The sequence below is a fragment of the Methyloprofundus sp. genome (assembly GCF_965251085.1).
Lineage (GTDB): Bacteria > Pseudomonadota > Gammaproteobacteria > Methylococcales > Methylomonadaceae > Methyloprofundus.
Window position 1 is genome coordinate 1,862,936 of the sequence record NZ_OZ252594.1, and the last position, 13,295, is coordinate 1,876,230.

At 42.9% G+C, this 13,295-nt stretch carries 7 protein-coding genes; 5 read left to right on the forward strand and 2 right to left on the reverse strand.

Annotated features, from left to right (window positions below; translation table 11 throughout):
• Positions 1 to 57 precede the first annotated feature (57 nt).
• The 4 genes from ACQY3F_RS08550 (at position 58) to ACQY3F_RS08565 (ending at position 7,160) form a co-directional block, all read left to right on the forward strand.
• Positions 58 to 3,975 (forward strand): DUF3683 domain-containing protein, encoded by a 3,918-nt coding sequence (locus ACQY3F_RS08550; RefSeq protein ID WP_428354424.1) that lies wholly within the window; start codon positions 58 to 60, stop codon positions 3,973 to 3,975.
• A gap of 731 nt (positions 3,976 to 4,706) precedes the next feature.
• Positions 4,707 to 5,720: an alpha/beta hydrolase gene (locus ACQY3F_RS08555; RefSeq protein WP_428354425.1), complete on the forward strand. Its 1,014-nt coding sequence runs from the start codon at positions 4,707 to 4,709 to the stop codon at positions 5,718 to 5,720.
• A gap of 104 nt (positions 5,721 to 5,824) precedes the next feature.
• Complete coding sequence (locus ACQY3F_RS08560; protein ID WP_428354426.1) at positions 5,825 to 6,451, forward strand: Crp/Fnr family transcriptional regulator; 627 nt, start codon at positions 5,825 to 5,827, stop codon at positions 6,449 to 6,451.
• Between the two features lie 136 nt (positions 6,452 to 6,587).
• Positions 6,588 to 7,160 (forward strand): hypothetical protein, encoded by a 573-nt coding sequence (locus ACQY3F_RS08565; RefSeq protein WP_428354427.1) that lies wholly within the window; start codon positions 6,588 to 6,590, stop codon positions 7,158 to 7,160.
• A gap of 547 nt (positions 7,161 to 7,707) precedes the next feature.
• Here ACQY3F_RS08565 and ltrA read toward each other — a convergent pair.
• The gene (gene ltrA / locus ACQY3F_RS08570; protein WP_428354428.1) at positions 7,708 to 9,021 is read right to left on the reverse strand and encodes a group II intron reverse transcriptase/maturase; all 1,314 of its coding nucleotides are present in this window, start codon (positions 9,019 to 9,021) and stop codon (positions 7,708 to 7,710) included.
• 1,366 nt (positions 9,022 to 10,387) lie between these two features.
• On the opposite strand from ltrA, the gene ACQY3F_RS08575 reads away from it, so the two are divergent.
• Positions 10,388 to 11,062 (forward strand): PEP-CTERM sorting domain-containing protein, encoded by a 675-nt coding sequence (locus ACQY3F_RS08575; RefSeq protein ID WP_428354429.1) that lies wholly within the window; start codon positions 10,388 to 10,390, stop codon positions 11,060 to 11,062.
• A 484-nt stretch (positions 11,063 to 11,546) separates the two neighbouring features.
• Here ACQY3F_RS08575 and recJ read toward each other — a convergent pair whose 3' ends face one another.
• On the reverse strand, positions 11,547 to 13,292 hold the full coding sequence (recJ, locus tag ACQY3F_RS08580) for a single-stranded-DNA-specific exonuclease RecJ (protein ID WP_428354430.1): 1,746 nt from the start codon (positions 13,290 to 13,292) through the stop codon (positions 11,547 to 11,549).
• Between the last annotated feature and the right edge of the window lie 3 nt (positions 13,293 to 13,295).

The window sequence follows — 13,295 nt, forward strand, 5'->3', positions numbered from 1 at the left end:
TGAGCGCTTACCTTGAAAATGCTAAAATAAGTTTTTTTAAGCACCCCATTATTTAGCATGACTGTGGATACATCATCCCCCCTAGTACCTACCTCACCATCGCCAGTGAGATTACGCGAAATCCCTTATAACTACACCTCTTTTTCTGACCGGGAAATTGTCATTCGTCTGTTAGGCGAGGATGGCTGGCAGGTGATGGATTCACTGCGTGGTGAACGTGTCACTGGGCGTTCCGCGCAAATGCTATTTGAAGTACTCGGCGATATATGGGCAGTACAACGTAATCCGTACCTTGAAGACGACCTTCTAGATAACCGCAAGCGCCGCAAATCTTTACTAGAAGCGTTACGCCATAGACTGTCACAGATGGAAAAACGCCATTCCGAGTATGAGGCGGAAGGAGCAGACAGGGCTAAACGCGTGGCAAAATTAATAGCCGCAGCGCATCAAGCGGTCAATGCCTTTGAAGCTCACTTCAAAGATACAGAAAAAATGCGCAGCAAATCCCTGGCGCTGTTATCTAAACATACGCGCAAAGATAATATCTGCTTCGATGGTTTTGCCCGCGTCTCGCACGTAACCGATGCCACTGACTGGCGTGTTGAATACCCTTTTGTAGTACTTTATCCCCGTAATGAAGATGAGGTGGGTCAACTAGTTAGAGATTGTATCAAGCTAGGTTTGACCATTATTCCGCGTGGTGGCGGTACGGGTTATACTGGTGGAGCAGTGCCCTTAACTCCATTTTCTGCAGTGATTAACACTGAAAAACTGATGCAAATCGGTCAGGTCGATCACGCTAGTGAATTAGCTGGCATAGAGCAAACTTATGCTACGGTTTATACCGGTGCTGGCGTCGTCACTCGTCGAGTTATGGATGTTGCGGATAATGCAGGCCTAGTTTTTGCCTGTGACCCTACCTCTGCCGATGCTTCTTGCATAGGCGGAAATGTTGCGATGAATGCGGGTGGAAAAAAAGCAGTTTTATGGGGAACAGCTTTAGATAACCTGGTTTCCTGGCGCATGGTAACGCCTGATGGCAACTGGCTAGAAGTAGAACGTTTCAAGCACAACCTAGGAAAAATTCATGACCAGGATCAGGTGCATTTTACACTCAAGCGTTTCGATGCCAGCGGTAAAAAATTACTTTCTGAAGAACCACTGATTATTCCCGGCTCTCAATTTCGTAAAGGTGAATTAGGTAAAGATGTTACCGATAAATTTCTCGGCGGCTTACCTGGCATACAAAAAGAAGGCTGCGATGGTATTATCACCTCAGCGCGCTGGATTCTGCATAAAATGCCTGCACATGCGCGGACTATCTGCCTGGAGTTTTATGGACAGGTTCGAGAAGCTATTCCTGCCATCGTAGAAATTCGTGACTACCTCATGGCCTTACCCAAAAAAGGTGAATCGAGAGTGATGTTAGCCGGGCTTGAGCATCTGGATGATCGATATATCAAAGCCGTAGGTTATGCCAGTAAAGCCAAGCATCTAGGCCGTCCGAAAATGATTTTAATTGGCGATATAGTCGGCGATGATGAAAATCAGGTCGCTTTAGCCGTTTCCGAAGTTGTACGCCTGTGTAATGCGCGGGGTGCAGAAGGCTTTATTGCGGTGAGTCCCGAAGCGCGCAAGACTTTCTGGCTGGATCGCTCGCGTACTGCTGCTATCGCAAAGCATACCAATGCTTTCAAAATTAATGAAGATGTCGTTATTCCGCTCCCTCGCATGGGCGATTACTGTGATGGTATCGAGCGTATTAATATCGAATTATCATTGCGTAACAAAATACGCTTATGTACTGCACTTAGCGAATTTCTGCAAGGCGAACTGCCCTTACGTCACTATGAAGATGAGGCTAATAAGGTCGAATTGATTGGCGATCGACATGAACTTGCGCTGCAGACTGTCGAACAGGTACGCGTACGCTGGCAGTGGTTGTATGATAACCTGGATACTCCATTAGCTGAAGCAGAAAACGCCTTTGCAAAATATGCTATTAAAGCGGATGAATTCACCAATCGTGCCGAACAACCGACGTTATTTCATCGCCTTCAGGATCATTCAATACGCGTTTCCTGGAAGCAGGAATTATTGCTGGAGTTAAAAGAGATATTTGAAGGCGATAATTTTAAGCTGATTATCGACCGACTGGAAATGACCCATAAAGATATATTGCGCGGTCGTGTGTTTGTCGCTTTGCATATGCATGCAGGCGATGGCAATGTACATACTAATTTACCCGTTAATTCCGATCATTATGAAATGCTCCAGGAGGCCAATGCTGCAGTTGCTCGTATCATGGTACTTGCCCGTTCTCTGGGCGGCGTAATCTCTGGTGAACATGGTATAGGTATTACCAAATATGAGTTTCTCACAAAAGAAGAACTCGCCAATTTTCATAACTATAAACAAGAGGTAGACCCAGAGGGTCGTTTTAATAAAGGCAAACTTATGCCAGGTGCTGATCTTCGCGCCGCCTACACGACTTCTTTTAGTTTAATGGGCTATGAGTCACTGATTATGCAGCAGAGTGAAATCGGTGCTATTTCGGATTCAATTAAAGACTGCCTGCGTTGTGGTAAATGTAAACCAGTATGCTCTACGCACGTGCCCCGCGCTAATTTATTGTATTCACCGAGGAATAAAATTCTTGCAACCTCGCTACTGATAGAAGCATTTCTGTACGAAGAGCAAACCCGTCGTGGCATTGCCATCAGTCATTGGGAAGAATTTGAGGATGTTGCTGACCATTGCACGGTCTGTCACAAATGCGAAAGCCCGTGCCCAGTGGATATCGATTTTGGCGATGTATCGATGAATATGCGTAATTTATTACGTAAAATGGGTAAGCAGAGCTTTAATCCGGTAAAAAAGGCAGCCATAGCTTTCTTATCTACGGGTCATCCAAATAGCGTTAAATTAATGCGCAAAGTGCTGATCGAATGGGCATATAAAGGACAGCGCATAGGTAATTTCTTGATCCGGCCCTGGGGGAAATCACAGATTAAACAACCGCCTGCATCGGTTGGTAAGCCAAACATGAAAGAATATGTCGTACATTTCACCAATCGTAAAATGCCAGGCAAGCTGCCGAACAAAACCGCAAGGGCATTATTAGGTATTGAAAGTAATGACATCGTGCCGATTATTCGCGATCCACAAAAGACCCGCACTAATTCCGAAGCGGTATTTTATTTTCCCGGTTGTGGTTCTGAACGTTTGTTCTCTCAAGTTGGATTAGCCACGCAGGCGATGCTATATGAAATAGGCGTACAAACCGTACTGCCTCCCGGCTACTTATGTTGTGGTTTTCCGCAACGTGCTGGAGGCGATTTCGAGAAAGCAGATCAAATTACCACCGATAATCGTATCTTGTTTCATCGTATGGCAAATACTTTGAATTACCTGGATATCAAGACCGTTTTAGTCAGTTGCGGAACCTGTCTGGATCAATTAGAGGATTATGAATTCGACAAGATCTTCCCCGGTTGCCGCCTGCTCGACATTCATGAATACCTACTGGAAAAAGGTGTCAAACTGGAAGGCCTCAGTGGTAACCAGTATATGTATCATGATCCTTGTCATACCCCATTAAAACAGCAAGATCCGATGAAAACGGTGAATGAATTAATGGGTACTGACGTACATAAATCTGATCGCTGCTGTGGTGAATCGGGTACTTTAGCCGTAGCCCGCCCCGATATTTCTACCGGCGTACGCTACCGTAAAGCAGAAGAATTGCAAGATGATGCCGCTACGCTTCGTGCTGCTGGAAATGATGGCCCAATTAAAATGCTGACGTCATGCCCATCCTGCGTACAGGGCCTGCAACGCTTTGAAGGTGAAGTGGATCAATTGGAAGTAGATTATATTGTGGTAGAAATCGCTAAAAATATTTTAGGAGAAGACTGGATGCAGAGCTATATTAAGCAAGCGTCAAAAGGTGGGATTGAACGGGTATTGGTGTAAATAAGATTGATTGCTCGTTATTTTCTGTGACTATAAATAAGTACTGAAACAGTTATCTGAAGCTGTTTCAGTTATACTTCGCACGGTCTCACGGATGTGGTTGTCTAGTGAGCTGATTTTTGTCTATAGCAAAGCCTGCCCCGTACTTGATACGGGGGCGCTGAAGCTGGCACATAAGTATGGAGGCATCATTATTTAACATTTTTGAGTTAAGATTTTACGTAGGATGGGTAGAGCGTCTTTTTGCGACTCGTAAGAGCTCGAAGAGAAACCCATCATTTTACGTGGGATTGATGGGTTTCTCTGCGCACCTAAAAAACCGATGCTACGATCTACCCATCCTACAGAATTGTTAAATGTACGCAGGTACTTAGCTGGCCAAGTAGTGATTTCTGCAACACAGCTATCGGCTAAAACCGGCCCATAAATTCGTGGACATGGAAGTATGTATTGCCAAGAAACAGTTTTGAAGTAAAACTTGCATTTAAAACTTTACTAGTAGATTATTTTTAGTTTGCTTGCTTATAAGGATTTTTGATTACGTATGACTCTCAGCCATAGTAAAATAAAACATGAATAATCAGCATGTTAACAAACTCGTCATTCCCGAAGTCTTTTATCGGGAATCTATGCTTCACCCACTAGATTCCTGCTAGAAGCATGCAGGAATGACGAATTATAGCTGAGAGTTATGGGAAATCTGGTAAGGAATTAAACGACATAATTGCGCTGTGAAACCTACTCTTATTCCTCAACGACTGGTATTGGTGCTATTGCTTGCAAATATACTAGGCTGTACTCCCAAGTTTTATCCAGCTGGCTCTGCTGTCACTGCGGCACAATTAGTCGATAATTTATATATCACCCGCGATGGTGCACTATTACCCTTAAAAATTTGGCAGCCACCCGCTCAAGATGAAATCAATGCTGTTATTATTGCCCTACACGGCTTCAATGAATACAGTCATTTTTTTGCACAAGCTGGAAACTACTTCAGCCTCAATAACACTATCTCATACGCATACGATCAACGTGGCTTTGGTGGCAGCTCCCATCGTGGTTTATGGGCGGGCACTAAAACTTACAGCGCTGATTTAAATAACTTTATAGAGCTGATAAAGCTAAAACATGGAGGTGTTCCAGTTTATGTCTTAGGTGTCAGTATGGGCGGTGCTATCGTGATTACAGCCATGGTAGAAGCTAATCATCAGGCTGTAGACGGTATTATTTTATGCGCACCTGCTGTCTGGGCTAGGCAAACCATGCCCTGGTATCAAAATATGCTTTTATCAACCGTCTCGCATACAACTCCGTGGATGACTTTAACCGGTGAAAGCGTGGGAATCATGCCGTCAGATAATATCGAAGTGTTAAAGGAGTTATCCCGCGACCCTTTGGTCATTAAAGAAACCCGTGTGGAAACTATTTATGGTTTGGTTAATTTAATGGATCAAGCCTATAACAGTGCAGAATCCCTTTCAGTCAATACTATTCTGCTTTATGGTGAAAAAGATGAAGTCATTCCCAAGCAGGCCACCTATCAATTTCTAAATAATTTAAATAAAGCGACGCCTAATCAATACACCATTGCAATTTATGAACAGGGTTATCATCTGTTATTACGTGACCTACAGGCAGCGACCGTATGGCAAGATATAGTAAGTTGGATGCACTCATATTCTAGCCCTCTCAATTCAGGAGCTGATACCAAAGCAAAGCAGATTTTTGAGCATGCAAAGGAGTAGCCATAGCCTCATTGTTAGTATTATATTCCGAGTTATTCGTCTAATAGTATACTGGTGCTACACTGACATTGAAGTCAAGCAAAATGACCCCTACTGGATAACAAATGAAAAACTTCCCTCAAGCACCCGTTGAGTTTGTACTTAAACAATCTGAAGTAACTAAGGTATCAGCACCGGCGGGTACAATTATCTATGGCTTAGGCGACCAATGCGAACACCTTATTATTCTTCAAAAAGGGCAAGTGCGAGTCTATCGCCCAGGTGATGATGGGCGTGCAATCACGCTGTATCATGTAGGTGAGGGAGAAAGCTGTATTCTGACAGCTGCCTGCATTCTAAATACGCAAACTTTTCCTGCCATTGCCGAAGTTGAACAAGACGTTCAGGGCCTGGCAATTCCTACAGCGCAAATGATAGACTGGTTAAAAAGCGAAACTGATTGGCAGCAATATATTTTTTCGCTGCTTTCACAACGCATGTCTGAGCTTATTAGCCTTGTTGATGCCCTCGCCTTTCGTAATTTAGATGTGCGATTGGCTAACTGGTTGATAGAGCATTCAAGCAAATCTTCCAAAATACGCATCACTCACCAGGTGCTTGCGGAAGAGTTAGCTAGTTCGCGCGAGGTCATTAGCCGCTTACTCAAAGAGTTTGAGCGTGAAGGATTAATTAAACTGGGTAGAGGGGAAATTGAAATAATCGATCCTAGTAGAATTAATCACATCAAATAGTTTTCTTATGTAAGGTTCCATTGTGACTCATGTTACATACAGCTTATAGTTTCCTTGAAATAATAGCATCACCTGTACTAATCAGGTTCATCGATATCGAGTCTGTTATGACAAACAAAAATTTAAAGGAATCTAAATGCTTACTAAAAAACTAATTGCCCTATCTATCGTAGCTCTCGCGCTGCCCACTCTTGTCGTCAGCGCTGAAAATGACGCTGATTTCACTGATAGTGTGTTAACTGTCCCTAGAGTTGTTTCTGGCGGTAATTTATTTGAAAATGTGCGTATGCAACTGGATCTTAATAGCAGCACTTTCACCTTACTAGGTGCGGAATCAAGATCACGCTTTAGCTCTGAAATGATCGGCATGGACGAAGTACTAACGGATCATATCGCTAATTACTCATGGGTAAATGGCTCACATGGCTGCCATATTAATGCAAATGCTGCCGCTACTGCAACTGGTGATGTTGTTGAGCATTGTGAGATGCTTGAATTTGCCGGTTACACGGATTGGCGTGCTCCCACCAGCAAGGAAATGTCAGAGATGATTATTCATGCCGATCAAATGGGTGTACAACTTAATTATATAAATCCAGCCTGTCAGTTTATGGCGACTAGTGATGGTTTTGTACAAACTGAAAATACTAGCGAGCCTGGCAAGATTGTCGAATCAGCGGTTAACTCTGGCTCACGTTGCGTACGCTAAAAAAATGTAATTGAATAACGGCAGGGGAATTTACCTACCCTGCCCTTGTTTTAGTTCTTTTGGTCACGGGCAATACAAAGAGTTGAAATACCCATCATTCTTGTGACATAAAGCCACAAAATCTATCTTAAGGCTTATCGATCGAGCCTAAGCGTATTGTTTCCGTTTATTATCTGCTTTTCCTCGTCAAAAAGAAATACACGATATATTAGTGCTCATGTAGCTTCAGACTTTTAAAAACATATCACATGAATAGGCTTGTAATGTAATATCGTTCTCAGTCAATAGTTAATTTTATACTGCATATTTTTATGGGCCTCATCTGTTATTTCCTCAAAACTTCTTCCCGAAACTAGTTACTTTTAAAAGCACATTAACATCCAGAATTAATGCATACACATCTAATGTGTCAGTAAATTTTACAAATTAATTATTACCAATCGGTGAGACAATAAAATTACATTATAAAACAGCGAATATCGGGTCAGAGGAGGCCGCAGCCTCCGTCTGCCCACAGCACCGTGCGTACGGGTCCGTACACGGCTCCTCACGCAAGACTTATCCATTGAGAAACCTCAAACCAATGCTTCACCCTTCGGTCAGATCGTATTTCCTGCCCTTTCTCTTTTATAAACCAACTATTCGGATAGGCTTTCGTCACTGCTCGCGCATTTGATAACACCCACCGTTTGTTGTTTGAGAATACGGCATTCCCTGCTTGTTTTCGCGGTACTCCTCGTTTGATCAGTTTTCGATACAGGTGCTTTTTCCTCTTTTGTTGATCCACTATCCTTGATCGTAATCGTCGCCTTATATGCGCTTCAATTTTCTTTAGTTGCGCGGGGTAATAGGTCAAACTGTAGTAGTTTGACCAACCCACGTACCATTGATTGATCTCGTCTAGTGTTGTTTCCAGAGTCTGATGAGTGCCTCTTGGGGTCAGTTCTTTGACTTTATCCATGGCGGCTTGCAGGGCTTTATGCGCAATCGCAATCATCCCGCCTACCACGGTAAATCCCAAAAACTTGACCTTCTCGGATTTGGCCACTTGGCTTTTATCCCGATTCACTTTCAGTTTTAGCTTCTTTTCGATAAATTGGCTGACTTTTTCCATGACTCTATCTGCCGCTTTTTGCGATTTGACAAAGATGTTACAGTCGTCTGCGAATCGACAAAACTCAAGTCCGCGTTTTTCCAATTCCTGATCCAGTTCATCCAGAACTATGTTGCTCAGTAAAGGGCTTAGTGGACTTCCTTGTACCGCCCCTTCTTCGCTTGAGGTAACGACACCCTTTATCATGACACCGCTTCGCAACATGATCCCTACGAGACGAAGTATCCGTTTATCCGATACTTTCTCTCCCATTCGGGCTATTAACCGGTCGTGGTGGATTCGATCGAAAAACTTCGATAAATCAATATCTACCACATAGGGCTTACCACTTTTTATTATATGTTGAGCCATTTGCACGGCTTGGTGCTGACTTCGTCCTGAGATAAAGCCGTAACTATGCTGTGAAAAATCCCGCTCAAAAATAGGGTTTAGTAGTAGTTTCATGGTTGCTTGTACCACTCGATCTCGTACCGTCGGTATGCCAAGTAGTCGTACTCCCTGGCCTTGCGGCTTAGGTATTTCTACTCGACGTACGGGCGAGGGTTTGTAAGTCCAGTCTGTCAGTTCCTGTTGCAGCTGGCTTAGCTCTTCGTCTAAACTGGCTTCAAAGTCCACTATGCTTATCCCGTCTATTCCAGGCTTGCCTTTGTTCTTCTTTACCTGTTCAAATCCTATAGTCAAGTACAATGTTGAGCATAGGTTTTCGAAAAGTCTTGGTTCCTCTTCAAATAGGTCTCTTTGGTTCATTTTACTCTTTCGTTTGCAGTGGTCTTTCATGCATCTCGCACAATCCATTCGTTCACAGTATACGTTGTGAATAGTGAGTTGCTCCTTTCAGGCAGATGTCATACCACCAGTCTATAATCAACGGCCGTGACCGCTTACGTGTTCCGCCCTTCACCTCTAACACCCTGTTGCTGATTCGATGTTTTGCCCTCATCCATGTCACCATGAATTCATCGGCACCGAACTTTACGATTACTATGGCTTCATCTGAAAACCCTCGGTCCATAACGACTACATTGCTGCAGCGCTTAGGGCTTAAAGAGTCGCAGTTACTCCGACCCAAATCCGACGGCTCCTCACTGGGTAAGATAGTCACCCGTTTCTCAATCTACCTACCTTCAATACGACAACCCGTTACGGTGAGAATGTCGGGCTTTGGTGGTTGCAGACACCTTACCCCCTGATTGCCGCCTTACAAAGGTTCACTTTCGCTTAGGTGATTGATTTGGCTAGAGCTTCCTTCAGATTCCGCATTGGCTCTCTATAACCGTGGTTCCCTGTTGGGTAGCTATGGAGAGTTTCTTTGGACACCCTTGCTTTCGCCTACTTCTTCCCTTCTCACAGGGCAAAGGCTGGACTTTCACCAACTAGCTGACTATCATGCCAGTCACACTACATTCATAGCACGCGATGTATTAGTGCTTGTGTAGCCTCAGATATTTAAAAATATGTCGCCTGAGTCGTTTTACTATTTAATATCGTTCTAAGTCAATTATTTATCTTATATAGCGCATTTTTAAAGGCCTCAGCAGTAATTTTCTCAAAATTTCTTCACCACAAAACCCTAGTAAATTATATGAGCGGATTAACATTCTGGAATAGTGCATGCACAGCGGATGTGTCAGTAAATTTTACACATTAATTATTACCAATCGGTGAGACAATAAAATTACATTATAAAACAGCGAATTACATTCATAGTGCGCGATGTATTAGTGCTCGTGTAGCCCCAGATAATTAAAGATATTTCGCCTGAGTCGTTTAATTATTTAATATCGTTCTAAGTCAAATGTTTATCTTATATAGCGCATTTCTAAGGATTTCATCAGTTATTTTCTCAATTTTTTCCCCACAAAACTCTAGTAAATTATATAAGCGAATTAATATTCAGGAATAATGCATGTACAGCTGATATGTCAGTAAGTTTTACAATATAATTTTACAATAGGGTGAGCTATAAAAAACGTCTTGTATAACAGTATATTAGGGCATAAATTAAGTATGGCATGATTTATGCAGATAGCTATTTGAGCTGATTTAATTATGCTTGATACACTTTTTAAACCCTCTTAACTTTGTTAAGCGATATTTTTTATTGAGGAAGGTAATGATGAAACAAATTATTAAATACGCCACATTGATGGCTTCATTAGGATTGGCATTTCAAGCCAATGCGACAATTTTCGATTTTGAAGAATTGACGGATACAGGAATTGGTGAGATAAGTGGCCAATTAGCTAATGGTACGTCTTTTGCTATGGGAAATCCAAGTGAGAGTGCATTTGACTATTTTGATTGGACGAAAGATGGCATAACGCTAAGGGCAATGGGTGCTACTACTACTGGGGCAGCGTGGGCTTATCTTGATGCGAAGAGTAGTGGCAAAGGAGCTGGCTTAGGAGTTTGTAGTCAAGGCCTACAAGGCTCTAACCAATGCGACCCAGGCGATGATGATAACGTCACAATAGGTGAAATTCTTAAAATAACTTTTCTTGAATCAGTTGCAATTAATTTTGGACAGACTACTTTCAGAGACGCAGATCATGACATTCATTTTCCTGATATCGAAATCAGTCTTGATAACGGTAGTATTTGGGGAGCTCTGGATCTAAACAGCGAATTAGTTAGCGATACATTCTTCTTTAGAACGCAGACTGATGGAAATCAATTTTACATTGATGCCCTGACAGTTAAGGATGCAACGGTTCCAGCACCAGCGGCTTTGTCTTTATTAGGACTTGGCCTTGCAGGTCTTAGTTTTACTCGCCGTCGTAAGTCGTAGGGGATAGTCAGTATTTGAAAGAAATTGGCTGAACCTAGAACAATCTGTTGCGCTTGTAGTTGATGGGAAACCTGGGTGCAAAAAGCAAATAATCACTCATTGGTATTGACTGACCTTACCAAGAGTGATTCTGCTAGATTTTTCATTCAGATTCCCATATATAAACAATTAGAGAAATGGAAAAGGTCAGCCTCGATCGAAATAATCTTATTCAGCTTTCAACATAAAATGTTATTAGCTTAGCGGTAAAAGAATTAGAAATTAAAAAACTCTAACTGAATAAACTTTCAATTAAAGCTAACGGAGTTTGAATAGATAATACGTAGGGTTCTAATCAGCTCACTGAGCAACTTTTGTTTATTTTACATACGCCACTTACAGAAAACGAGGTCAGATAAGATAACAGCAATAGATACAGTGTGAGGTTCCTCAGTTTTACACGTAATATTAACTGTCAGCATAGAGTAGTTTTACAGCTTAATTTTTAAGCCAGCTTTTCGATATAGTCAATAATAAACTGAATACTGCGCTGACCTTTGTACTCATTGATGTCTAATTTATAGGCAATATTGACCTGACGTATGCCTAGCCAGTATTCAGGGCGTTCAACAAAAAAGGCGATAGCATCAATTAATACTTCACTGCCCGGCTGACGTAGCACTAGTTTCAGATGTTGCTGGCCTACAATCCGCGATTGAACCACATCAAATATGCCATGAAATATGGGCTCGGGAAATTCCTGCCCCCAAGGGCCTGCGCCTTTTAACAGTTCACAAAAGCCTATGTTCATTTCGGCTTCTGTAAGCTGCCCATCAGTATAGACTTTTTGATCTAAATCGACATCGACCAGTCGCTGTTGAACTGCTTTATCAAACGCCAGCATAAAAGCGGGGTAGTCATGCAGTTTAATACTTAAGCCTGCTGCCATCGCATGTCCGCCAAACTTTTGTAAAATTTTAGGGTGCGCAACGGCAATATCACTGAGTACATCTCTTACATGTACACCTGGAATAGAGCGGGCTGAGCCTTTTATTTCACCCTCGCCAGTATTGGCAAAAGCAATGACTGGACGATTTAAGCGATCTTTAATGCGCGATGCCAGAATGCCGATCACTCCCTGATGCCAGTCTTCATTGTACAGACAAACACCTGCCGTTAAATGCTGCTCGTCCAAAGCATTCATATCCTTTAATAAGCGCATTGCCTCCTGCTTCATTTGTCCTTCAACTTCGCGCCGGTCAAGGTTTAATTCATCCATTTGCTGCGCAAGATTTTTGGCCAGCGTCATGTCATCCGTTAATAGACATTGAATACCTACGCTCATATCATCCATGCGCCCGGCTGCGTTCAACCTTGGGCCTATGGCAAAGCCTAAATCAGTAGATCCTAAACTCTGCAAGTTTCGCCCTGAGATTTCAACTAATGCTTTAATCCCCACATGGCCTTTACCAGAACGTATGCGCAATAAACCTTGATGAACCAGAATGCGGTTCACCTGATCTAAAGCCACAACGTCAGCGACAGTACCTAAAGCAACCAGGTCCAATAACTGTGCCAGATTAGGCTCCGCAATACTACGTGTAATAAACCAGCCCTGCTCACGCATACGACTGCGCATTGCCATCAACACATAAAACATCACCCCCACCCCTGCCAAAGCACGACTAGGAAATTCATCATCCGGCAGGTTGGGGTTTACAATTGCATCTGCATCCGGCAACTGCTCTCCAGGCAAATGATGATCCGTAACCAGCACTTGCATGCCAGCCTGTTTGGCGACCTCAACTCCTGCCAAACTAGAAATCCCATTGTCTACGGTTACCAGCACATCCGCCTGCTTTGCTATGACCAGCTCTACAATTTCAGGCGTGAGTCCATAGCCATACTCAAAGCGATTGGGCACAATAAAATCAACATGCGCCGCGCCTAATAACTGCAAGCCCTTTATTGCTACGGTACAACTGGTTGCGCCATCTGCGTCAAAATCCGCAACGATAACAATTTTCTTTTGTTGTTCAACAGCGTGGATTAAGTACCGCACCATTGTTTCCATCCCGGTTAATAACCAGGGTGAAGGCAGTTGTGCCAGCCCGCGTTGCAGGTCTGTATCTGATTTTATATTACGCGCTAGATAAATGCGTTTGAGCAGCACATTTTTTTCTGAAATTCCGGCATTTCTTCCTAGCAGCGGGCGTTCGACAATTTTTTTTGTTATTCCGTGATAGTGCATAAT

Bases quoted from the DNA above. Each gene is read 5' to 3' on its own strand.
- ACQY3F_RS08550 (WP_428354424.1), top strand. From the start codon at position 58: ATGACTGTGGATACATCATCCCCCCTAGTACCTACCTCACCATCGCCA.
- ACQY3F_RS08560 (WP_428354426.1), top strand. From the start codon at position 5,825: ATGAAAAACTTCCCTCAAGCACCCGTTGAGTTTGTACTTAAACAATCT.
- ACQY3F_RS08565 (WP_428354427.1), top strand. From the start codon at position 6,588: ATGCTTACTAAAAAACTAATTGCCCTATCTATCGTAGCTCTCGCGCTG.
- ltrA (WP_428354428.1), bottom strand. From the start codon at position 9,021: ATGAACCAAAGAGACCTATTTGAAGAGGAACCAAGACTTTTCGAAAAC.
- ACQY3F_RS08575 (WP_428354429.1), top strand. From the start codon at position 10,388: ATGATGAAACAAATTATTAAATACGCCACATTGATGGCTTCATTAGGA.
- recJ (WP_428354430.1), bottom strand. From the start codon at position 13,292: ATGCACTATCACGGAATAACAAAAAAAATTGTCGAACGCCCGCTGCTA.